Below are 22,921 nucleotides of genomic sequence, written 5' to 3' on the forward strand. Positions count from 1 at the left end.
ACCGGCAGGACGGCCTGCCACCGGAGACCCCATCCATGTTCCGCAAGGTCCTGATCGCCAACCGCGGCGCCATCGCCTGCCGCATCATCCGCAGCCTCAAGGCGCTGGGCGTGCACAGCGTGGCCGTGTATTCCGAGGCCGACGCCCAGGCGCGCCACGTGCGCGAGGCCGACGAGGCCCACCTGCTGGGCCCCGCGCCCGCGGCCGAGAGCTACCTGCGCGCCGATCGCATCCTGCAGATCGCGCGCGACTGCGGGGCCGAGGCCATCCACCCCGGCTACGGCTTCCTGTCGGAGAACCCGGCCTTCGCCCAGGCCTGCGAGGACGCGGGCATCGCCTTCATCGGCCCCAGCCCGGCACAGATGCGCGCCTTCGGCCTCAAGCACACGGCACGCGAACTGGCCGAACAACAGGGCGTGCCGCTGCTGCCCGGCAGCGGCCTGGTGCACGACGCGGCGCAGGCGCGCGCCGAGGCGCAGCGCATCGGCTACCCGGTGATGCTCAAGAGCACCGCCGGCGGCGGCGGCATCGGCATGCGCCTGGTGCGCAACGAAGCCGAGCTGGCCGATGCCTACGCCTCGGTGCAGCGCCTGGCCGCGGCCAACTTCAAGGACGCCGGCCTGTTCCTCGAAAAATTCGTCGAGCGCGCGCGCCACATCGAGGTGCAGGTGTTCGGCGACGGCGCGGGCACGGTGCTCGCGCTCGGCGAGCGCGACTGCTCGGTGCAGCGGCGCAACCAGAAGGTGATCGAAGAAACGCCCGCGCCCGGCCTCAGCGATGCGCAGCGCAGCGAACTGCACGCCACCGCGGTGCGGCTCGCGCAAGCGGTGCACTACCGCTCGGCCGGCACGGTGGAGTTCGTGTTCGACGCCGACAGCGGCGCCTTCTACTTCCTCGAGGTGAACACGCGGCTGCAGGTGGAACACGGCGTGACCGAGCAGGTCACGGGCATCGACCTCGTGGCCTGGATGGTGCGCCTGGCCGCGGGCGAGCTGCCGCCGCTGGCCACGCTGGCCCCCACGCCGCAGGGCGCGTCGATCCAGGTGCGGCTCTACGCCGAAGACCCGGCGCGCAACTTCCAGCCCAGCGCGGGCCTGCTGACCGAGGTGGTGTTCCCCGCCGAGGCGCGCGTGGACGCCTGGGTCGAGCGCGGCACCGAGGTGCCCGCCTGGTACGACCCCATGCTGGCCAAGCTCATCGTCACCGCACCCGACCGCGCGCAGGCGCTGGCGCGGCTCGACGCCGCGCTCGCGGCCACGCGCCTGGCCGGCATCGAGACCAACCTGGACTACCTGCGCCAGGTGGTGCGGGACCCGGTGTTCCGCGAAGGCCGCCAGATCACGCGCTTCCTTGGCGACTTCGCCTACCGGCCCGCCACGGTGGAGGTGATCGAGCCCGGCGTGCAGACCAGCGTGCAGGACTGGCCGGGCCGCCTGGGCCACTGGGACGTGGGCGTGCCGCCCAGCGGCCCCATGGACGCCTATGCGCACCGCATGGCCAACCGCCTGGTGGGCAACGCGCCCGAGGCGGCCGCGCTGGAGATCACGCTGGCCGGGCCGACGCTGCGCTTTCACGCCGACGCGGTGATCGCGGTCACCGGCGCGCCCGCGCCGGTCACGCTGGACGGCGAGCCGATCGCCCTGTGGCAGAGCCACCGCGTGGCCGCGGGCAGCACCCTGGCCATCGGCCGCGCCAGCGCGGGCGCACGCCTGGCGCTGGCCGTGGGCGGCGGCTTCGACCTGCCGCTGTACCTGGGCAGCCGCAGCACCTTCACGCTGGGCCAGTTCGGCGGCCACGCGGGCCGCCACCTGCGCAGCGGCGACGTGCTGCACCTGGCCGCGCCCGGCAGCGGCAGCGCCGGGCAGGCGGCCCCGCCGGCCACCGTGCCCGCCTACGGTCGCCACTGGGACGTGGGCGTGCTCTACGGCCCGCACGGCGCGCCCGATTTCTTCACGCCCGCCGACATCGACAGCTTCTTCGCCACCGACTGGGGCGTGCACTACCACTCCAGCCGAACCGGCGTGCGCCTGATCGGGCCCAGGCCCCAATGGGCGCGGCCCGACGGCGGCGAGGCCGGCCTGCACCCCTCGAACATCCACGACAACGCCTACGCCATCGGCGCCATCGACTTCACCGGCGACATGCCGGTGATCCTCGGCCCCGACGGGCCCAGCCTGGGCGGCTTCGTCTGCCCCGCGGTGGTGGTGGACGCCGAGCTGTGGAAGCTCGGCCAGCTGCGCCCGGGCGACACGGTGCGCTTTCACCGCCTCTCGCTCGACCAGGCGCTGGACCGCAGCGCCTGCGTCGAGGCCGCGCTGCGCACGCTCGCGCAGCCCCTGCCCGGCGCGCCGGCCGACGACGCGGCCGCCCACCCCACGCCGGTGGTGCACGAGGACCCGGCCCGCGAGCGCGAGCACGTGCCCGCCATGGTGGTGCGCCAGGCCGGCGACCGCTACCTGCTGATCGAGTTCGGCCCGCTGGTGCTCGACATCGAACTGCGCCTGCGCGTGCACGTGCTCATGCAGGCGCTGCAGGCGCGCATCGACGACGGCACGCTGCCCGGCATCATCGACATGACGCCGGGCATCCGCTCGCTGCAGCTGCACTACCAGCCCGAGCGCATCACACGCCAGGCGCTGCTGGACACCGTGATCGCCACCGAGGCCGCGCTGCCCGCGGTCGACGACATGGAGGTGCCCAGCCGCATCGTGCACCTGCCGCTGTCCTGGGACGACCCGCAGACGAAACTCGCCATCGAGAAGTACATGCAGTCGGTGCGCGCCGACGCGCCCTGGTGCCCGAGCAACATCGAGTTCATCCGCCGCATCAACGGGCTGGACAACCTCGAAGACGTGCACCGCGTGGTGTTCGACGCGCACTACCTGGTGCTGGGCCTGGGCGACGTCTACCTGGGCGCGCCCGTCGCCACGCCGGTCGATCCGCGCCACCGGCTCGTGACCACCAAGTACAACCCGGCGCGCACCTGGACGCCCGAGAACGCCGTCGGCATCGGCGGGGCCTACCTCTGCGTCTACGGCATGGAAGGCCCGGGCGGCTACCAGTTCGTGGGCCGCACGCTGCAGATGTGGAACCGCTGGCGCCATGGCGAAGGCGTGTTCGAACAGCCCTGGCTGCTGCGCTTTTTCGACCAGATCCGCTTCGTGCCGGTGGACCAGGACGAGCTGCTGCGCCTGCGCGCCGCGTTTCCGCACGGCGGCCACGCGCTGCAGATCGAGCCCACCACCTTCCGCCTGCGCGACCACCGCCGCTTCCTGGCCGAGAACGCCGACAGCATCGCCGCCTTCAAGGCGCGCCAGCAGGCGGCCTTCGAGGCCGAGCGCGAGCGCTGGGCCGCCAGCGGCCAGGACACCGTGGCCGTCGACACGCTCGACACGGCCACGGGCAAAGCCGACGACACCGAGCTGCCGCCCGGCGGCAAGCCCCTGGCCAGCAACGTGCCCGGCAGCGTGTGGAAGGTGCTGGTCAACGAAGGCCAGCGCGTGCAGGCCGGTGAGGTGCTGCTGGTCGTCGAGTCCATGAAGATGGAGTTCAGCGTGCTCTCGCCCGCCGATGCCACCGTGCACCGCCTGATGTGCCGCGAAGGCGCGCCCGTGTCCGCCGGCCAGGACGTGCTGGTGCTGATCACCGAATGACCCCCCGATGCCTGCCCACGCCATGAACCTGCAAGACCTCTCCTTCGACATCGCGAGCCTGCGCGCCGCCTACGCCGCCGGCACCCCGGTGCGCGACGTGATCGCCGAGGCCCTGCGCCGCTGCGCGGGCGATGCGCACCACGCCTTCATCCACCGGCTGAGCGAGGCCGAGCTCGAGTCCCATCTCGCGCGGCTCGAGGGCCTGGCCCCCGCGGGCCTGCCGCTGTACGGCGTGCCCTTCGCGATCAAGGACAACATCGACCTCGCCGGGGTGCCCACCACCGCCGCCTGCCCCGAATACGCCTACGTGCCCGAGCGCAGCGCCTTCGTGGTGGAGCAACTGATCGCGGCGGGCGCGGTGCCCCTGGGCAAGACCAACCTCGACCAGTTCGCCACCGGCCTCAACGGCACGCGCTCACCCTACGGCGCCTGCCGCAACGCCTTCGACCCGGCCTTCGTCTCGGGCGGCTCCAGCTCGGGCTCGGCGGTGGCCGTGGCCAAGGGCTGGGTGTCGTTTGCGCTCGGCACCGACACGGCGGGCTCGGGCCGCGTGCCCGCGGCCTTCAACCACCTGATCGGCCTCAAGCCCACGCTGGGCCTGCTCTCGGCCAGCGGCGTGGTGCCGGCGTGCCGCTCGGTGGACACGGTGTCCATCCTCGCGCTCACCGCGGCCGACGCGCAAGCCGTGCTGGCGGCCGCCGCGGTGCCCGATGCGGCCGACGCCTTCAGCCGCGCGGCGCAGCCCTTCGGCGTGGACTTCTCCAGCGGGCCGTTCCGCTTCGGCGTGCCGCGTGCGCAGGACCTCGAGTTCTTCGGCAACGCCGCTGCCGCGGCGCTGTTCGCGCAGAGCGTGGAACGGCTGCAGGCGCTGGGCGGGCAGGCGATCGAGATCGACCTCACGCCCTTTCTGGAGGCCGCGCGCCTGCTCTACGACGGGCCCTGGGTGGCCGAGCGGTATGCGGCCATCCACGGCTTCATCGAGGCGCGGCCGGAGGCCGTGTTCGCGCCCGTGCGCCAGATCATCGAGGGCGGCAAACGCCCGCTCGCGGCCGACGCCTTCGCGGCCGGCTACCGGCTCAAGGCGCTCAAGCGGGTCTGCGATGCGCAACTCGCGTCGGTGGACTGCCTGCTGCTGCCCACGGCCGGCACCATCTACCGCATCGCCGACATGCAGGCCGACCCGATCCGCCTGAATTCCAACCTGGGGCGCTACACCAACTTCGTGAACCTGCTCGACTACGCCGCGGTGGCCGTGCCCGCGGGCTTTCAGGACGGCGGCGATGCGCCGGGCCTGCCCTGGGGCGTCACCCTGGTCGCCCCCGCGTTCCGCGACGTGCCGCTGCTGCGCCTGGCCGACCGCCTGCACCGCGCGCAAGCGACCACGCTGGGCGCGACCCCCACCGCGCTCGCCAGCACGCCCGCCATCGGCGCGCCGCCCGCGGGCAGCGCGCTGGGCGCGGGCACGGTGCAGGTGGCGGTGTGCGGCGCGCACCTGTCGGGCCTGCCGCTCAACGGCCAGCTCACGCAGCGCGGTGCGCGGCTGCTGCGCACGGTGCGCTCCGCGCCCGAGTACCGCTTCGTGGCGCTGGCCGGAGGCCCGGTGCAGCGGCCCGGCATGGTGCGCGTGGCCGAGGGCGGCGCCGCGATCGAGATGGAAATCTGGGAGCTGCCGTTGGAGCACTTCGGCAGCTTCGTCGCCGGCATCCCGGCGCCGCTGGGCATCGGTCAGGTGCGGCTCGAAGACGGCAGCTCGGTCTGCGGCTTCGTCTGCGAGGCCCTGGGTGCCGAGGGCGGCACCGACATCACGCACCTGGGGAGCTGGCGCGCCTGGCTGGCGAGCCAGCCCGGCGCGGCGCCCGCGCTCAGGCCAGCCAGCCCTTGATCGAGGCCGCCATGCGCTCGGCCGAGATGCCGTAGCGCTCGTGCAGCGTGGGCAGTGCGCCCGCGTCGAGGAAAGCGTCGGGCAGCGCGAGCTGGCGAAAGCGGCTGGGCACCACGCCCTCGCGCAGCAGCAGCGCGGCCACCGCCTCGCCCAGGCCGCCCACGGTGGAATGGTTCTCGGCCACCACCACGAGCCGGCCGGGCTTGCGCGCCTCGGCCAGGATCGTCGCCTCGTCGAGCGGCTTGATCGTGGGGCAGTGCAGCACCGCCACGCCGATGCGGTCGGCCGCGAGTTGCTGCGCCACCTCGAGCGTGCGCATGGTCATGAAGCCGCTGGCGATCACCAGCACCTCGGCGCCGTCGCGCAGCAGCTTGGCCTTGCCGAGCTCGAAGCGGTAGCCGTACTCGTCGAGCACCAGCGGCACGTTGCCGCGCAGCAGCCGCATGTAGACCGGGCCCGGGTGCGCCGCGATCTGCGGCACCGCCTGCTCGATGTCGAGCGCGTCGCAGGGGTCGACCACCGTCAGGCCCGGGATGGCGCGCATCATGGCCAGGTCTTCGGTGGCCTGGTGGCTGGGGCCGTAGCCGGTGGTGAGGCCGGGCAGCGCGCAACAGATCTTCACGTTGAGGTTTTCCTCGGCGATGACCTGGTGGATGAAGTCGTAGGCGCGGCGCGTGCCGAACACCGCATAGGTGGTGGCAAAGGGCACCAGGCCGACCTTGGCCATGCCGCCGGCCGCGCCCATGAGCAGCTGTTCGGCCATACCCATCTGAAAGAATCGCTCGGGGTAGGCCTGGCCGAACAGGTGCAGATCGGTGTACTTGGCGAGGTCGGCCGTCATGCCGACGACCTCGGGATGGCTGGCGGCGTATTCCACCAGCGCCTTGCCGAAGGGCGCGGCCTTCACGCGCTGGCCCTCGGCCGCGATGGACGCGATCATGGCCGACGTGGTCAGCCGCGGTTTCTTTTCGGTCACGGTGTTCATGGTCGGGCTCCTCAGGGGCGGTTGGCGTCCAGCACGTCGAGCGCCTGCTGCCATTCGGGCGGATCGACCCGGATGAAGTGGTTCTTGTCGCGGCTCTCGAGGAAGGGCACGCCTTTGCCCATGAGCGTGTCGCACAGGATCACGCGCGGGCGCGCGTCGGCGAGCTGGCGCGCGGTGTCGAAGGCGCGCACCACCGCGGGCAGGTGGTTGCCGTCCACGCGCTGCACGTGCCAGCCGAAGGCCGACCATTTGTCTGCAAGCGGCTCGAAACCCATCACCCGGGTCGACGGGCCGTCGGCCTGCTGGTTATTGATGTCGACGATGCAGATGAGGTTGCCCAGGCCGTGGTGGCTGGCCGACATCGCCGCTTCCCAGGTCGAGCCTTCGTCGAGCTCGCCGTCGGACATGGAGTTGTAGACAAAGGCCGGGTTGCCGCGGTGGCGCAGGCCCAGGGCCATGCCCACCGCGATCGGCAAGCCCTGCCCGAGCGAGCCGCCCGAGATCTCCATGCCGGGCGTGTAGGTGGCCATGCCTGACATCGGCAGGCGGCTGTCGTCGCTGCCGTAGGTTTCGAGTTCGGACTCAGGCACGATGCCCGCTTCGATCAGCGCGGCGTAGAAGGCGATGGCGTAGTGGCCGTGCGAGAGCAGGAAGCGGTCGCGGCCGTCCCAGTCGGGGTCGTCGGCGCGGAAGTTGAGGGCGTGGCCATAAGCGGTGGCGAGCACGTCGGCATAGCCCAGGGCCTGGCCCACGTAGCCCTGGCCTTGCACCTCGCCCATGCGCACCGCGTAGCGGCGGATGCGCCAGGCGCAGCGCGCGATCTCGGCCAGGTTCGGCGGATTGACAGACATCGGAAAACTCCTGAAGGGGATGGGGGCCGGTTACTTGAGGATCACCGCGGGCACGTAGGACACCAGCAGCAGCACGCCGAAGGCCACCAGGTAGAACGGCCCCATGGCGCGCACCGTCTGGCCCACCTTGACCTTGGCGAGCGAGCTGGTGATGAAGAGGGTGGTGCCCACCGGCGGCGTGTACAGGCCGATGGCGAGGTTGACGACCATCATGATCCCGAGCTGCACCGGGTCCATGCCCATGCTCTGGGCCAGGGGCAGGAACACCGGCGTGAGCAGCAGGATGGCGGCGGGCAGGTCGATGAACATGCCCACGAACAGCATCATCAGGTTCATCAGCAGGATCACGATCCAGTCGCTGTTCACGTTGGCCGACACCCAGGCCACCACGCCCTGCGGCAGTTGGTCGAATGTGAGCAGCCAGCCGATGGCGGCCGAGGCCATGATCACCAGCAGCACCACGCCGGTGGCCACGCCGGCCTCGACGATGGCCGAGTGAAGCCGGCGCCAGGTGAGGTCGCGGTAGAGCAGCGCCGACACCGCGGCGGCGTACAGCGCCGACAGCACCGCCACCTCGGTGGGCGTGGCGATGCCGAAGCGCAGGAACACCACGATCAGCACCGGCAGCAGCACCGCGGGCGAGGCCAGCAGCAGGTTGCGGCGCATGACGGCGCTCTCGGCGGCCGCGGTTTCGCGCGGCAGGTTCTTGGTCTTGCCCACCCACCAGCAGGCCACCATGAAGCCGCCGCACAGCAGCAGGCCGGGCAGGATGCCCGCGTAGAACAGCGCCGCGATCGAGGTGTTCGACGACAGCGCGTACAGGATCATGGGGATCGAGGGCGGGATGATGATGTCGATGGTGGCCGCCGACGCCAGCGAGGCCGCCGAGAACGGCATGGGGTAACCGAGCCGGCGGTGCCAGGGCATGATCAGCGAGCCGATGGCCGAGGCGTCGGCCACCGCCGAGCCCGACACGCCGCCGAACAGCGTGGACGACAGCACGCTCACCTGGGCCGGGCCGCCATGCCAGCGGCCCACGGTGGCCGACAACACGCCGATCAGCGACTCGCCCAGGCGGCCGCCCATCATCAGCGCGCCGGTGAGCATGAAGAACGGGATCGCGATCAGCGGAAAGCTCTGCACCTGCGCCACCATCTGCTGCACCAGCAGATCGAGCGGTACGCGGTCGGTGCTGAGCGCGGCGGCCATGGCAGCCACCAGCAGCGCGTGGGCGATGGGCACGGCAGCCACCGCCCCCACGATGAAAACGAAAAGGATCAGGGCACTCATCAGGCGCTCCCAGTTTGGTCGGGGCCGAATCGCCACAGGCGCCAGGCCGATTGCAGCGCCAGCAGGGCCAGCAGCACCATGGCGCCCATCACGCAGCCGTAGGTGATCGACGAGGGCACGTGCAGGATGGCGGACTTCTCGTCGTGCACGATCTCCAGCAAGCCGAAGGTGGCCTTGGCCAGCGTGCCGTAGAGCGCCGCCACCACCACCCAGCCCGCCACGCCCAGCCAGCGCCGCGCAGGCGCCTTGAGCGACTCCATGAGGAAGGTGGTGGCGATGTGCGAACCGTGTTGCGCCGCGAGCACCACGCCGGCCATCACCAGCCAGGGGAACAGCAGTTCGGGCACCTCGTTGGCCCACTGCAGGCTCGAGCCGGTGCTGTAGCGCAGCAGCGTGTTGGCCGTGAGGATGAAGAAGATCAGCGTGGTGGATACCCAGAGCACCGCCTGGCACACCCAGGCGATGACCCTGCCCACCACGCCTTGCGAGGCGTTCGACATGGATGGCTCCAGAAGGGGCACCGCGCGGGCGGCGCCCGGTTCACCGGGGAACGGTGCTCAGTTGGCGCGCGACGCGGCCACGACCTGCTTCACGAAGGCGCCGATCGGACTGCCTTCCCACTTGGTGACCACGGCGGCGGTGGCCTTCTGGAACGAGGCCTTGTCGGGGTTGTCGATCTGCACGCCCTTGGACTTGAGGTCGGCCACGAGCTTGTCGTCGCTTTCCTTGGAGAGCTTGCGCTGCAGAGCCGTGGCCTCGTTGGCCGCTTCCTGCACCAGCTTGCGGTCGCCTTCGCTCAGGCGGTCCCATGTGCGCTTGCTCATGAGGAAGGGCGTCATCTCGTATTTGTGCCCGGTGAGCGAGATGTACTTCTGTACCTCGTAAATCTTGCTCGCGTGGATGTTCATGAGCGGGTTCTCCTGCCCGTCGACCACGCCCTGCTGCAGCGCCACGTACAGCTCGGAAAACTTGATCTGCTGCGCCTCGGCGCCCAGGCTCTGCATGATGTCCACCGTCACCGTGTCGGGCGGCGTGCGCATCTTCAGGCCCTTGAGGTCTTCGGCCTTGAGCAAGGGGCGCTTGCTATTGCTCATGTGGCGAATGCCGTTGTCCCAGTAGCCCAGCACCACCAGGCCCTTCTCGGCCGACTTGGCGGCCAGCTCCTTGCCGGCGGGGCCATCGAGGGTTCTCCAGGCCTGCGCCAGGTCGCCGAACAGGAAGGGCATGCCGAAGGCGGCGTACTCGGGCACGGTGTTGGCCACCGCGCCTTGCGAGTTGGCCGAGATGTCGAGCGCGCCGGTGCGCAGCGCCGTCACCATGGCCGCGTCGTCGCCGAGCTGGGCCGAAGGCGCCACCGTCACCTCGATGCGGCCATTGCTCTTGACCTTGAGCACCTCGGCGAACTTCACCGAGGCCTCGTGGCGCGGGTTGCCGGGCGCGGCGCCGTGGCCCAGCGTGAGCTTGATCGCCGATTGCGCCATGGCCGCGCCACACAGGGTCAGCGCGGCAGCGGCGATAGCGCCGCGGCGGGCAAGGGAAAAGGACTTCATCGTTGTCTCCTGGTTGTGGTGGCGGTCCGGTCGGCCGCCGGTTTGTGTGGCTCCGCGAAGCCGTGGAAAACGAAGCAAGGGGTCAGTGGATCAACATGCCGCCGTTCACGTCGAGCGTGATCCCGGTGCAGTACTTGGACAGGTCGCTGGCGAGGAACACCACGCAGCCGGCCACGTCGTTGGGCTCGCCGATGCGCGCCAGCGGGATGCCGTCGAGGATGCCCTGGCGTTTGTCTTCGGGGATCTTGCCCTTGTTGATGTCGGTCGCGATCAGGCCCGGCGTCACGCAGTTGACGCGGATGTTGCTGCCGCCGTACTCGCGCGCCATGGCGCGTGCCAGGCCGAGCACACCGGCTTTGGCCGCCGAGTAGTGCGGACCGCCCAGGATGCCGCCGCCGCGCTGCGCCGAGACGGACGAGATGCACACGATGGCACCGCTCTTCTGGGCCTGCATCAGCGGCAGCACGGCCTGGGACGCGTAGAGCGTGCCGCGCAGGCTCACGTCCATGATGCGGTCGTAGTCGGCGCCGGTGATGTCGAGGAACTTGGCCGGCTGGGTCACGCCGGCGTTGTTCACCAGGATGTCGATGCGGCCGTAGCGGGCCTGGATCTGCGCCACCGCGGCTTCGCACGAGGCTTTGTCGGTCACGTTGGCCACCAGGCCCAGGTGGTCGGGGCCGAGCTGGGCGGCGGCGGCCGCGGGCTGGGCCATGTCGAGGTCGAGGATCACCACCTTGGCGCCTTGCGCGGCCATCATGCGCGCGGTGGCAAAGCCCAGGCCGTTCAGGCCGGCCCCGCCGGTGATCACGGCAACCTTGTCGTTGAGCAGCATGTTTGTCTCCTTCGTTGTCATGCGGTGCGTTGCGGTTGCGGCGGATTCTGTTGGGCCGGATCGGTGAGAACAAACGATATAAACTCACTCTCGATTCGATCTGGTTCATGTTGCAGCGCAATACATGAATCGCCTTCAGCCACCATGATTCCCCCGCTCAGTGCCCTCCAGGCCTTCGAGGCCATCGCCCGCCGGCGCAGTTTTTCGCTGGCGGCGCAAGAGCTGCACCTCACCCCGTCGGCGGTCAGCCACCAGGTGGCCAAGCTCGAGGGCCTGCTGGGCGTGCGGCTGTTCGAGCGCTCGGCGCGCGGGGTGGAGCTCACGCCCGCGGGCCAGAACTACCTGCAGCGCGTGGGCAATGCGCTGGGCGCCATCAACACCGCCACCGAGGATTTGCGCCACGGCGTGCAGGACACGCTGCACCTGCACTGCAGCCCGAGCTTCGCCAGCCTGTGGCTGATGCCGCGCATTGCGCGCTTTCGCGACGCCTTCCCCGACATCTCGCTCGCGCTCTCGGCCTCGCACGTGCACTCGGACTTCCAGCTCGGGCTGGTCGACATCGACATCCGCTACGGCCTGCCCAACTGGCCCCACCTCGAGGTCGAGCCGGTGTTCACCGAAAAAATCATGCCGCTGGCCAGCCCGGAGTTCATCCGCGCCCACGGGCTGCACACCCCGGCGGACCTGATGCGGGTGCCGCTGATCCAGTCGGCGGTGAACGTGGCGCAGTGGGCCGACTGGTTCGCCCGCTTCCACCCCGGCGTGCGCCCCGAGCGCATGGCCCTCAAGTTCGACCGCGCCATGATGAGCCTGGACGCGGCGGTGCAATCGCTGGGCGTGGCGCTGGAGAGCGCCAGCATCGGCCGCGCGCTGATCACCAGCGGCCGCCTGCAGCCGCCGTTCGGCCCGGACATGGTGCTCGAGGTGCAGGGCCATTTCCTGGTCTACCCGGCGCGCCACGCGGCGCGGCCCGAGGTCAAGGCCTTCCTGGGGTGGATCCGGCACGAGGCACTGGCCGGCTGAACGGAATTCACCCACCGCTGAATATTCGTCGCTTGCCTTCAACTTCGGGCGCCCAAAAGAATCCGCCACCCGATTCCAACAGGAGACAAGCGCGCGGCCGGCGCCGGCCCCGTGCCGCCCCATGCCCGACGCCCACCCGCTGCAACCGCTGGCGCACGCCATCCGCTTCCTTTCCATCGACGCGATCGTCAAGGCCGGTGAAGGCCACCAGGGCGTGCCGCTCGGCATGGCCGAGATCGCCACCGCGCTGTACACCCGGCACCTCAAGTTCAACCCGACCGACCCGGGCTGGTGGGACCGCGACCGGGTGGTGCTGTCCAACGGCCATGGCTCGATGCTGCTGTACTCGCTGCTCCACCTCACGGGCTACCCCGACTTCCCGATCGGCGAGATACAGCGCTTCCGCGAACTCGGCTCGGTGTGCGAGGGGCATCCGGAGCGGCCGCACGGCCCGCCCAACGGAATCGAGGTGACCACCGGGCCGCTCGGCCAGGGCATTGCCAACGCCTTGGGCATGGCAGTGGCCGAGGCCTACCTGAACGCGCGCTTCGGCGACGGTCTGGTCAACCACCGCACTTGGGCCTTCGTGGGCGACGGCTGTCTGCAGGAAGGCGTGGGCCAGGAAATGATCTCGCTGGCGGGGCACCTGCAACTGGGCAAGCTGACCCTGCTGTGGGACGACAACCGCATCACCGACGACGGCCCCACTTCGCTGTCCATCAGCGAGGACGTGGCGCAGCGCTTTCGCGTCGCGGGCTGGCATGTGGAAGAAGTCGATGGCCACGACCTCGACGCCGTGTCGCGCGCGCTCGACGCGGCCCGCGCCGATCCCCGGCCCTCGATGCTCGCCTGCCGCTGCGTGATCGGCAAAGGTCTGCCGCGCGTGCAGGGCCAGCGCGGCGGGCACAGCGCCCGCCTCTACGAGCAAGATGCCCAGGAAGCGCGTGCCCTGCTCGGCTGGCCCCACGGGCCGTTCGAGCTGCCGGCCGAGCTGCAACGCGCCTGGCGCGAAGCGGGCCAGCGCTCGCAGGCCGAACACCGCGCCTGGCTCGAACGCTTGGCCGCGCTGCCGCCCGCCGAACGCGCCGAGTTCGAACGCGTGATGCGCGGCGAGCTGCCCGCGGGCTGGCAGCAGGTGTTGCACGGCTACCGCCAGCGCGCCCGCAGCGAAGCGGCGCCGCCCAGCGGCATCTTCCTGTCCGCCGAGATCAACGACCTGCTCGCCCCGCTGCTGCCCGAGCGCATGGTCGGCTGCGCCGACCTCGAAGCGCCCACCAGCCACAAGCGCAGCCTGCGGGCCTTCACCGCGAGCGATCGCTCGGGCGCCTACGTGCACTGCGGCGTGCGCGAGCACGTCATGGGCGCCATGGCCAACGGCATGGCCGCTCACGGCGGCATCGTCCCGCTGAGCGTGACCTACCTGGCCTTTGCCGACTACGAACGCCCCGCGATGCGCATGGCCGCGCTCATGGGCCTGCCGGTGAAGTTCGTGTTCAGCCACGACTCGATCGGCATCGGCAAGAACGGCCCCACGCACCAGCCGGTGGAGATCCTGGCGTCGCTGCGGGCCATGCCCAACATGTGGGTGATGCGGCCCGCCGACGCGGTGGAGGCCGCCGAATGCTGGGAACTGGCCCTGGCCCACCGCGACGGCCCGGTGAGCCTGGTGTTCGCGCGCCAGGCACTGCCGCTGGTGCGGCACGACGACCCCGACGCCGACAACCGCAGCGCGCGCGGCGGCTATGTGATGCACGAAGCGGCCTGCGGCCCGCGCCGCGTGACCCTGCTGGCCACCGGCTCGGAAGTGGCGCTGGCCGTGAGTGCGCGTGACACGCTGGAGCGCATGGGCGTGGGCACGGCCGTGGTCTCGCTGCCCTGCTGGGAATTGTTCGACCAGCAGCCCGAGGCCTACCGCCAGCAGGTGCTCGGCGATGGCGTGCGCGTGGGCGTGGAGGCCGCGGGCCGCTTCGGCTGGGACGCCTACCTGGGCGCGCGCGGCGGCTTCGTGGGCATGAAGGGCTTCGGGGCCTCGGGCCCCGCGGATGCGCTGTACAAGCTCTTCGGCATCACGCCCGAGGCGGTGGTGGCCGAGGCACAGCGCCTGCTTGCCCGCTGACGGCCCGGGCCCGCAAGGGCCGGGGCCGAAAACACAAAGGCCACCCGAGGGTGGCCTTTGTGCTGTTCAGTGAACATGTTCTGGTGGGCGGTGCAGGGTTCGAACCTGCGACCCCTGCCGTGTGAAGGCAGTGCTCTACCACTGAGCTAACCGCCCGAACGGTGCTGATGCATTGCTGTTTCAGCGCCGTCGGAAGCCTCGCATTATAGCCAGAAAAATCAGGCGTTTTCGAACTGGCGCCACAGCGTTTTGCCTTTGCTCGATTTGTCGAGCTCGGCGAGCACGGTGGCGTGGGCCGAGAGCTCCTGTTCGTTGGCGCGCAGCACGGGCAGTTCGAAGCGGCGCAGGTCGATCTGTTCCACCGCACCGCCCTCGCCCGGCGCGTCGGCGATGTCGATGAGCAGCGCGTCCTGGCCGCGCGTCATGTTGATGTAGACGTCGGCCAGCAGCTCGGCGTCGAGCAGCGCGCCGTGCAGCGTGCGGCCCGAGTTGTCCACGCCCAGTCGGTCGCAGAGCGCGTCGAGGCTGTTGCGCTTGCCCGGGAACATCTCCTTGGCCATCACCAGCGTGTCGAGCACATTGCTCACGATCTGCGTGACCGGCGGCAGGCCCAGGCGCTCGAACTCCTTGTTGAGGAAGCCGACGTCGAAGGGCGCGTTGTGGATGATCACCTCGGCGCCGCGCAGGTACTCGACCAGCTCCCCGGCAATGGCCGCGAACTTGGGTTTGTCGCGCAGGAACTCGTTGCTGATGCCGTGCACCTTGAGCGCGTCTTCGTGGCTGTCGCGCTCGGGGTTGATGTAATGATGCAGGTTGTTGCCGGTGAACTTGCGACTCACCAGCTCGACGCAGCCGATCTCGATGATGCGATCGCCGTTCTCGGCCGACAGGCCGGTGGTCTCGGTGTCGAGAATGATCTGGCGCATCAGTGGTTCTCTTTGGCGTGGTTGATCGTGTACTTGGGGATCTCGATCGTCACGTCCTGCTGCGCGAGGATGGCCTGGCACGACAGGCGCGACTGCGGCTCCAGGCCCCAGGCGCGGTCGAGCAGGTCTTCTTCGGCTTCGTCGGCCTCGTTGAGGCTGCTGTAGCCCTGGCGCACGATCACGTGGCAGGTGGTGCAGGCGCAGCTCATGTCGCAGGCGTGTTCGATCTTCACGCCGTTCTCCAGCAGGGCCTCGCAGATGGAAGTGCCCGCGGGCGCGGTGATGCTCTTGCCCTCGGGGGCGTATTCGGCGTGCGGCAGGATCTTGATCGTGGGCATGGGGTTCGTTCGCTCAGACTTCTTCGAGTTTCTTGCCGGCCAGGGCCTGCTGGATGCCGCGGTTCATGCGCTCGGCCGCGAAGCCCTCGGTGCCTTTGGCCAGGGCCTCGATCGCGGCCTCGATGGCGGCGGCGTCGTCGCCCTTCGCGGTCTCGCGCAGGGCGGCCATGAGGGCGTCGATGGCGCTGCGCTCGTCGGCCTTGAGCAGGTCGCCGTCGGCGGCGAGCGCGCTGTTTGTGGCGAGCAGCAGCCGGTCGGCGTCCACGCGCGCCTCGACCAGCGCGCGCGCCTGCATGTCCTGCTGCGCGGTGGCGAAGCTGTCCTGCAGCATCGTGGCGATCTGCTCGTCGCTCAGGCCGTAGGCGGGCTTCACATCGATGCTGGCCTCGACGCCCGAGGTGAGTTCTTTCGCGGCCACCGAGAGCAGGCCGTCGGCGTCGACGGTGAAGGTGACGCGGATGCGCGCCGCGCCCGCGGCCATGGGCGGGATGCCGCGCAGCGTGAAGCGCGCGAGGCTGCGGCAGTCGGCCACCAGATCGCGTTCGCCCTGCACCACGTGCAGGGCCAGGGCGGTCTGGCCGTCCTGGTAGGTGGTGAAGTCCTGGCCGCGCGCGGTGGGGATGCTGCTGTTGCGCGGCACGATGCGCTCGACCAGACCGCCCATGGTCTCGATGCCCAGCGACAGCGGGATCACGTCGAGCAGCAGCAGCTCGCCGTCCTTGTTGTTGCCCGCGAGCGCGTTGGCCTGGATGGCCGCGCCCAGCGCCACCACCTCGTCGGGGTTGAGGTTGATCAGCGGCTCGGTGCCGAAGAACGCGCCCACGGTGCGTCGCACCACGGGCATGCGCGTGGAGCCGCCCACCATGACCACGCCCTGCACCTCGTCCTTGCCCACGCCCGCGTCGCGCAGCACCTTTCGCACGGCGGCCATGGTGCGCGCGGTGAGCGCGGCGGTGGCGGCCTCGAAGTCGTCGCGGGCCACGGGCTGCTCGATGCGCCGGCCCGCGACCTCGGCCGAGAAGACCACGCGCTCGTCGCTGGTGAGTGCCTCTTTGACGCGGCGCGCTTCCTTGTGCACGCGCGCGCGGTCGGCGGCCGCGAGCGGGCCTTGCACGCCCTGCTGCTGCAGCGCCCAGGCCGCCAGGGCCTGGTCGTAGTCGTCGCCGCCGAGCGCGGAGTCACCGCCCGTGGCGAGCACTTCGAACACGCCCTGCGTGAGGCGCAGGATGGAGATGTCGAAGGTGCCGCCGCCGAGATCGTAGACCGCGTAGACGCCCTCGCTGCCGTTGTCCAGGCCGTAGGCGATGGCCGCGGCCGTGGGCTCGTTGATCAGGCGCAGCACGTTCAGGCCCGCGAGCTGCGCCGCGTCTTTCGTGGCCTGGCGCTGTGCGTCGTCGAAGTAGGCGGGCACGGTGATGACGGCGCCGAAGAGTTCGTCGTCGAAGCTGTCCTCGGCCCGGAAGCGCAGCGTGGCGAGCACCTCGGCGCTCACCTCCATGGGCGTCTTGCGGCCGGCCACGGTCTCGACCACGGCCATGCCGTTGTCATCGGCCACGGTGTAGGGCAGCTTGTCCACGTCGGCCACCTGCTCGCGCCGCCGGCCCATGAGGCGTTTGACCGAGCTCACGGTGTTGGCCGGGTCGTCGACCTGCGCGGCGAGCGCGTCCCAGCCGATCTGGCGGCCGCTGCCGCCCTGGGCGGGTGCGAGGTAACGCACCACGCTCGGCAGGATCACGCGGCCCTGTTCGTCGGGCAGGCATTCGGCCACGCCGTGGCGCACAGCGGCCACCAGTGAATGCGTGGTGCCGAGGTCGATGCCCACGGCCACGCGGCGCTGGTGCGGGTCGGGAGACTGGCCGGGTTCGGAGATCTGCAGGAGCGCCATCGGATCGGTGTGGGTGCGGGAGCGGAAAACGCCTATTGTCCCTGTTGATCGAGCCGCGACTCCAGGTCGCGCGCAAAGCGCTCAATGAACATGAGGGCTCTGACCTCGCGCGCGGCCGCCGCGGCATCGCCCTGCTCGTCCAGGCCACGCTGCAGCGTGGCGATGCGGGCGCGCCGCGCCGCGGCCACCTCGTCGGCCATGCGTTCGAGCGCGTCCGCACCGTCGGCCTCGTCGAGGTCTTCGCGCCACTGCATCTGCTGCACCAGGAAATCGGTGGGCATGGCGGTGTTGTTCTCGGCCTCGATCGGCGCGCCGCGCAGCTCGCACAGGTAGGCCGCGCGCTTGATCGGGTCCTTCAGGCGCTGGTAGGCCTCGTTGATGCGCACCGACCACTGCATGGCCTGGCGCTGCGAGGCCGGGTCGGCGCTGGCGAAGCGGTCGGGGTGGGCCTGGCGCTGCAGGTCCTTCCAGCGTGCGTCCAGATCGGCGCGGTCCAGCGCGAAGCGCTCGGGCAGGCCGAAGATCTCGAAGTCGTTCGATTGCAGGTTCATCGGTGCGGTGCCCCGCACCACGCGCCGCGCTCAGGGCCGCGCGCAGCGCGGCGGGCGGGTCAGATCCTGAAGCTCTCGCCGCAGCCGCAGCGATCGCGTTCGTTGGGGTTGTTGAACTTGAAGCCCTCGTTGAGGCCTTCGCGCACGAAATCGAGCTGGGTGCCGTCGATGTAGGCCAGGCTCTTGGGGTCGACCAGCACCTTCACGCCGTTCTCCTCGAACACCACGTCTTCGGGCGCGATTTCGTCGGCGTACTCGAGCTTGTAGGCCAGGCCCGAGCAGCCCGTGGTCTTGACGCCCAGGCGCACGCCCACGCCCTTGCCGCGCTTGGCGATGTAACGCGTGACGTGGCGCGCCGCGGCTTCGGAAATCGTGACGGCCATGCTCAGTTCGCGTGCTTCTTGCGGTAGTCGTCCACGGCCGCCTTGATCGCGTCTTCGGCGAGGATGGAGCAGTGGATCTTCACCGGCGGCAGGGCCAGTTCTTCGGCGATCTGGCTGTTCTTGAGCGCCGCCGCCTCGTCGAGCGTCTTGCCCTTGACCCATTCGGTCACGAGCGAGCTCGACGCGATGGCCGAGCCGCAGCCGTAGGTCTTGAAGCGCGCGTCTTCGATCACGCCGGTGGTGGGGTTCACCTTGATCTGCAGCTTCATCACGTCGCCGCAGGCGGGCGCGCCCACCATGCCGGTGCCCACGCTGTCATCGCCCTTGTCGAACGAGCCGACGTTGCGGGGGTTTTCGTAGTGGTCAACGACTTTGTCGGAATAGGCCATGTTGTTCTCCTTCAGATCAGTGGGCTGCCCATTGGATGGTCGAGAGGTCGATACCGTCCTTGAACATCTCCCACAGGGGCGAGAGCTCGCGCAGCTTCGCCACGTTTTCCTTGATGGTCGCGATCGCGTAGTCGATCTCTTCTTCGGTCGACCAGCGACCGATGGTCATGCGCAGGCTGCTGTGCGCGAGTTCGTCGCTGCGGCCCAGGGCGCGCAGCACGTAGCTGGGTTCGAGGCTGGCCGAGGTGCAGGCCGAGCCCGAGGACACCGCCAGGCCCTTGATGCCCATGATCAGCGACTCGCCCTCGACGTAGTTGAAGCTCATGTTGAGGTTGTGCGGCACGCGCTGCGTCTCATGGCCGTTGATGAACACCTCTTCGATGTCCTTGAGGCCATTGAGCAGGCGGTCGTGCAGCGCGCGGATGCGCTGGTTCTCTTCGTGCATCTCGGCCTTGGCGATGCGGTAGGCCTCGCCCATGCCCACGATCTGGTGCGTGGGGAGCGTGCCCGAGCGCATGCCGCGCTCGTGGCCGCCGCCGTGCATCTGCGCCTCGATGCGGATGCGCGGCTTGCGGCGCACGTACAGCGCGCCGATGCCCTTGGGCCCGTAGGTCTTGTGGCTGGTCAGGCTCATGAGGTCGACCGGCAGCGTCTGCAGGTCGATGTCGACCCGGCCCGTGGCCTGCGCGGCGTCGACGTGGAAGATCACGCCCTTCTCGCGGCAGATGGCGCCCAGCGCAGCGATGTCCTGGATGACGCCGATCTCGTTGTTCACGAACATGACCGAGGCCAGGATGGTGTCGGGGCGGATCGCCGCCTTGAACGCCTCGAGGTCGAGCAGGCCGTCGGCCTGCACGTCGAGGTAGCTCACCTCGAAGCCCTGGCGCTCGAGCTCGCGCATGGTGTCGAGCACGGCCTTGTGCTCGGTCTTCACCGTGATCAGGTGCTTGCCCTTGCCCTGGTAGAAGTGGGCCGCACCCTTGAGCGCGAGGTTGTTCGACTCGGTGGCGCCGCTGGTCCACACGATCTCGCGCGGGTCGGCGTTGATGAGCGCGGCCACCTGCTCACGCGCGGTCTCCACGGCCTTCTCCGCCTCCCATCCCCAGGCGTGGCTGCGCGACGCGGGATTGCCGAAGTGCTCGCGCAGCCAGGGGATCATGGCGTCCACCACCCGCGGGTCGACCGGGTTGGTGGCGCTGTAGTCCATGTAGATGGGGAAATGCGGGGTGCTCATGGGACTGTTGTGGGTTGGAAACTCTCGATGATCGGCGCGCATTTGACGCAAACCGCAAAACCCATGGCGCTGCCATGGGCGCGGCGGGCCGTGGGGCCCGCCGCCCGGGGGTTCACTTGGAGAGCGCGCCTCCCAGGGCGAAGACCGAGTTGGGCGCGTTCACGCGGATCGGCTTGACCACCGGCTGGCTGGAGATGGCGCGCTTGATCAGCGGCGCGTTTTCCACCACCACGCCCTTGGCCAGCTGCTGGTCGACCAGCGACTGCAGGGTGACGGAGTCGAGGAAGTCGACCATCTTGGCGTTGAGCTGCGCCCACAGTTCGTGGGTCATGCAACGCTGGCCGTCGCCCATGCAGTTTTCCTTGCCGCCGCACTGGGTGGCGTCGATGGGTTCGTCGACCGAAACGATGATGTCGGCCACGGTGATGTCGGCCGCCTTGCGGCCCAGCGTGTAGCCGCCGCCCGGACCGCGCGTGGACTCCACCAGCTCGTGCCGGCGCAGCTTGCCGAACAACTGCTCGAGGTACGACAGCGAGATCTGCTGCCGCTGGCTGATGGCCGCGAGCGTGACGGGGCCGTTGTTCTGGCGCAGGGCCAGATCGATCATGGCAGTGACCGCAAAGCGGCCTTTGGTAGTGAGGCGCATCTCAAGCTCCTTGAATGTTGGCTTGACCGTCGTGGTTGGCTCGCCGGCCCCATGCCGTTCGAACCCTCTTGTCCACCCGCCCCAACCCCCGAGGGGGTCTCCTTCTCACGCAGGTTCCCGACTGTTTTCGTCGAGTTTACAGCAAAAGCTGACCGATTTGCTCGGCATTCTACTGCCTTGGAGGCATTTGTCCAAGACAACATCGCCTGGCAATGGCTATCGGTCCGATAGGGATTGCAAAAACCGGGGAATCGTTCAGGCCACGAGGTCGTGGCCGTCGGCGCCGAAGACCCGGGCCTTGAGCCGCGCGAGCTGGTCGCGCACCTGGGCGGCTTTCTCGAACTCCAGGTTGCGCGCGTGTTCGAGCATGAGCTTTTCGAGCCGCTTGATCTCCTTGGCCACGTCCTTCTCGCTCATCTCGTCGAGCTCGGCGCGCGCCGCGCTCTCGGCCGCCAGGCGGTCGGCCTCCTTGCCGGCCTTTTCGCTGTAGACGCCGTCGATCAGGTCCTTGATGCGCTTGTTCACGCTGCGCGGCGCGATGCCGTGCGCCTCGTTGTGCGCGATCTGCTTGGCGCGCCGGCGCTCGGTTTCGTCCATCGCCGCCTTCATGGACGCGGTGATGTTGTCGGCGTAGAGGATGGCCTTGCCGTTGAGGTTGCGCGCGGCGCGGCCGATGGTCTGGATCAGGCTGCGCTCGGAGCGCAGGAAGCCTTCCTTGTCGGCGTCGAGGATGGCCACCAGCGAGACCTCGGGAATGTCCAGGCCCTCGCGCAGCAGGTTGATGCCCACCAGCACGTCGAAGGCGCCCAGGCGCAGGTCGCGGATGATCTCCACGCGCTCCACGGTATCGATGTCGCTGTGCAGGTAGCGCACCTTCACGCCGTTCTCGGTGAGGTAGTCGGTGAGCTGCTCGGCCATGCGCTTGGTGAGCGTGGTGATGAGCACGCGCTCGTTCTTCTCCACCCGGCCGCGGATCTCCTGCAGCACGTCGTCCACCTGGTGGGTGGCGGGGCGTACCTCGAGCTCGGGATCAACCAGGCCCGTGGGCCGCACCAGCTGCTCCACCACCTTGCCCGCGTGCTGCTTCTCGTAGTCGGCCGGCGTGGCCGACACGAACACCACCTGGCGCATGCGCTGCTCGAACTCGTCGAACTTGAGCGGGCGGTTGTCGAGCGCACTGGGCAGGCGAAAGCCGTATTCCACCAGCGTGGTCTTGCGCGCGCGGTCGCCGTTGTACATGCCGCCGAGCTGGCCGATCAGCACGTGGCTTTCGTCGAGGAACATCACCGCGTCGCGCGGCAGGTAGTCGGTCAGCGTGGACGGCGGATCGCCGGGCCGCGCGCCCGAGAGGTGGCGCGTGTAGTTCTCGATGCCCTTGCAGTGGCCGACCTCGCTGAGCATCTCCAGGTCGAAGCGCGTGCGCTGTTCGAGCCGCTGGGCCTCCACCAGCTTGCCCATGCCCACGAACTCCTTCAGGCGCTGGTCGAGCTCGAGCTTGATCGACTCGACCGCGTTGAGCACCTGCTCGCGCGGCGTCACGTAGTGGCTGCTCGGGTAGACGGTGAAGCGCGGGATCTTCTGGCGCACCTTGCCGGTGAGCGGGTCGAACAGCTGCAGGCTCTCGATCTCGTCGTCGAAGAGCTCGATGCGGATTGCCATCTCGGAGTGTTCGGCGGGGAACACGTCGATGGTGTCGCCGCGCACGCGGAACTTGCCGCGGCCGAACTCGTGGTCGTTGCGCGCGTACTGCATGCGAACCAGCTGCGCGATCGCGTCGCGCTGGCCGATCTTGTCGCCCACGCGCAGCGTCATCACCATCTGGTGGTAGCTCTCGGGCTTGCCGATACCGTAGATGGCCGACACCGTGGCCACGATCAGCACGTCGCGCCGTTCCAGGATGCTCTTGGTGCAGCTCAGGCGCATCTGCTCGATGTGCTCGTTGATCGCGCTGTCCTTCTCGATGAACAGGTCGCGCTGCGGCACGTAGGCCTCGGGCTGGTAGTAGTCGTAGTAGCTGACGAAGTACTCGACCGCGTTCTTCGGAAAGAACTCGCGGAACTCGCTGTAGAGCTGCGCCGCCAGCGTCTTGTTGGGCGCGAACACGATGGCCGGGCGGCCCACGCGCGCGATCACGTTGGCCATGGTGAAGGTCTTGCCCGAGCCGGTCACGCCGAGCAGGGTCTGGAACACCTCGCCGTCGTTGATGCCTTCGACGAGCTGCGCGATCGCCTCGGGCTGGTCGCCCGCGGGCGGGTACGGCAGGAACAGCTCGAAGGGCGAGCCGGGAAAACGCACGAATTCGCCCTCGGCGGGCATCTCGGGGGTAACGTCTTGCAGCAGGGGCGTGGGCATCGCGCCATTGTGCCCCCGCCGGGTATGCTGCCGCC

19 protein-coding genes and 1 tRNA gene are annotated in these 22,921 nt (G+C 69.6%); 4 read left to right on the top strand and 16 right to left on the bottom strand.

Annotation, left to right across the window (positions count from 1 at the left end):
- The first annotated feature begins 35 nt into the window (after nucleotides 1–35).
- Both uca and atzF read left to right on the top strand, forming a co-directional pair.
- Entirely contained in the window at nucleotides 36–3,653 is a 3,618-nt protein-coding gene (gene uca, locus G9Q37_RS09035) for an urea carboxylase (RefSeq protein WP_166226878.1), read from the top strand.
- Between the two features lie 22 nt (nucleotides 3,654–3,675).
- Complete coding sequence (atzF, locus tag G9Q37_RS09040; RefSeq protein WP_166226879.1) at nucleotides 3,676–5,535, top strand: allophanate hydrolase; 1,860 nt, start codon at nucleotides 3,676–3,678, stop codon at nucleotides 5,533–5,535.
- On the opposite strand, the gene G9Q37_RS09045 is transcribed toward atzF, so the two are convergent.
- The 6 genes from G9Q37_RS09045 to G9Q37_RS09070 form a co-directional block, all read right to left on the bottom strand.
- Nucleotides 5,516–6,520 carry a transketolase family protein gene (locus G9Q37_RS09045; RefSeq protein WP_166226880.1) on the bottom strand — a complete coding sequence of 335 codons (1,005 nt, stop codon included), beginning with the start codon at nucleotides 6,518–6,520 and terminating at the stop codon, nucleotides 5,516–5,518. The genes atzF and G9Q37_RS09045 overlap by 20 nt on opposite strands.
- An 11-nt stretch (nucleotides 6,521–6,531) precedes the next feature.
- The gene (locus tag G9Q37_RS09050) at nucleotides 6,532–7,371 is read right to left on the bottom strand and encodes a transketolase (protein WP_166226881.1); all 840 of its coding nucleotides are present in this window, start codon (nucleotides 7,369–7,371) and stop codon (nucleotides 6,532–6,534) included.
- Nucleotides 7,372–7,401: 30 nt separating this feature from the next.
- Nucleotides 7,402–8,661 (bottom strand): TRAP transporter large permease, encoded by a 1,260-nt coding sequence (locus G9Q37_RS09055; protein ID WP_166226882.1) that lies wholly within the window; start codon nucleotides 8,659–8,661, stop codon nucleotides 7,402–7,404.
- Nucleotides 8,661–9,161: a TRAP transporter small permease gene (locus G9Q37_RS09060; RefSeq protein WP_166226883.1), complete on the bottom strand. Its 501-nt coding sequence runs from the start codon at nucleotides 9,159–9,161 to the stop codon at nucleotides 8,661–8,663. Before G9Q37_RS09060 ends, G9Q37_RS09055 begins: the two co-directional genes overlap by 1 nt.
- A gap of 57 nt (nucleotides 9,162–9,218) precedes the next feature.
- Nucleotides 9,219–10,211: a TRAP transporter substrate-binding protein gene (locus G9Q37_RS09065; protein ID WP_166226884.1), complete on the bottom strand. Its 993-nt coding sequence runs from the start codon at nucleotides 10,209–10,211 to the stop codon at nucleotides 9,219–9,221.
- A gap of 82 nt (nucleotides 10,212–10,293) precedes the next feature.
- Entirely contained in the window at nucleotides 10,294–11,043 is a 750-nt protein-coding gene (locus G9Q37_RS09070; RefSeq protein WP_166226885.1) for an SDR family NAD(P)-dependent oxidoreductase, read from the bottom strand.
- A gap of 144 nt (nucleotides 11,044–11,187) precedes the next feature.
- Between G9Q37_RS09070 and G9Q37_RS09075 the strand changes: the two genes are divergently transcribed.
- Nucleotides 11,188–12,066, top strand: coding sequence for a LysR substrate-binding domain-containing protein (locus G9Q37_RS09075; protein ID WP_166226886.1), 879 nt, complete (start codon nucleotides 11,188–11,190; stop codon nucleotides 12,064–12,066).
- A gap of 121 nt (nucleotides 12,067–12,187) precedes the next feature.
- On the top strand, nucleotides 12,188–14,182 hold the full coding sequence (gene tkt, locus G9Q37_RS09080; protein ID WP_166226887.1) for a transketolase: 1,995 nt from the start codon (nucleotides 12,188–12,190) through the stop codon (nucleotides 14,180–14,182).
- A gap of 81 nt (nucleotides 14,183–14,263) precedes the next feature.
- Here the strand turns inward: tkt and G9Q37_RS09085 are convergent.
- The 10 genes from G9Q37_RS09085 to uvrB all read right to left on the bottom strand — a co-directional run bounded on the left by G9Q37_RS09085 (nucleotide 14,264) and on the right by uvrB (nucleotide 22,886).
- Nucleotides 14,264–14,338, bottom strand: a tRNA-Val gene (locus G9Q37_RS09085).
- Nucleotides 14,339–14,400: 62 nt separating this feature from the next.
- Nucleotides 14,401–15,108: a DNA polymerase III subunit epsilon gene (gene dnaQ / locus G9Q37_RS09090; RefSeq protein ID WP_205710742.1), complete on the bottom strand. Its 708-nt coding sequence runs from the start codon at nucleotides 15,106–15,108 to the stop codon at nucleotides 14,401–14,403.
- A complete protein-coding gene (gene fdx, locus G9Q37_RS09095) occupies nucleotides 15,108–15,446 on the bottom strand; it encodes an ISC system 2Fe-2S type ferredoxin (protein WP_166226888.1) in 339 nt (112 codons plus the stop codon). Before fdx ends, dnaQ begins: the two co-directional genes overlap by 1 nt.
- A gap of 13 nt (nucleotides 15,447–15,459) precedes the next feature.
- Nucleotides 15,460–17,331, bottom strand: a complete 1,872-nt coding sequence (gene hscA / locus G9Q37_RS09100; protein ID WP_166226889.1) for a Fe-S protein assembly chaperone HscA — start codon at nucleotides 17,329–17,331, stop codon at nucleotides 15,460–15,462.
- 32 nt (nucleotides 17,332–17,363) lie between these two features.
- Entirely contained in the window at nucleotides 17,364–17,882 is a 519-nt protein-coding gene (hscB, locus tag G9Q37_RS09105; protein WP_166226890.1) for a Fe-S protein assembly co-chaperone HscB, read from the bottom strand.
- Between the two features lie 59 nt (nucleotides 17,883–17,941).
- Nucleotides 17,942–18,265: an iron-sulfur cluster assembly protein IscA gene (iscA, locus tag G9Q37_RS09110; RefSeq protein ID WP_166226891.1), complete on the bottom strand. Its 324-nt coding sequence runs from the start codon at nucleotides 18,263–18,265 to the stop codon at nucleotides 17,942–17,944.
- Between the two features lie 2 nt (nucleotides 18,266–18,267).
- A complete protein-coding gene (gene iscU / locus G9Q37_RS09115) occupies nucleotides 18,268–18,654 on the bottom strand; it encodes a Fe-S cluster assembly scaffold IscU (protein ID WP_166226892.1) in 387 nt (128 codons plus the stop codon).
- A gap of 16 nt (nucleotides 18,655–18,670) precedes the next feature.
- Nucleotides 18,671–19,888, bottom strand: a complete 1,218-nt coding sequence (locus G9Q37_RS09120) for an IscS subfamily cysteine desulfurase (RefSeq protein ID WP_166226893.1) — start codon at nucleotides 19,886–19,888, stop codon at nucleotides 18,671–18,673.
- Nucleotides 19,889–20,000: 112 nt separating this feature from the next.
- A complete protein-coding gene (iscR, locus tag G9Q37_RS09125; protein WP_166226894.1) occupies nucleotides 20,001–20,534 on the bottom strand; it encodes a Fe-S cluster assembly transcriptional regulator IscR in 534 nt (177 codons plus the stop codon).
- A 255-nt stretch (nucleotides 20,535–20,789) separates the two neighbouring features.
- Nucleotides 20,790–22,886: an excinuclease ABC subunit UvrB gene (uvrB, locus tag G9Q37_RS09130; protein ID WP_277345041.1), complete on the bottom strand. Its 2,097-nt coding sequence runs from the start codon at nucleotides 22,884–22,886 to the stop codon at nucleotides 20,790–20,792.
- Nucleotides 22,887–22,921: the final 35 nt, after the last annotated feature.

Source organism: Hydrogenophaga crocea (assembly GCF_011388215.1).
GTDB lineage: Bacteria > Pseudomonadota > Gammaproteobacteria > Burkholderiales > Burkholderiaceae_C > Hydrogenophaga > Hydrogenophaga crocea.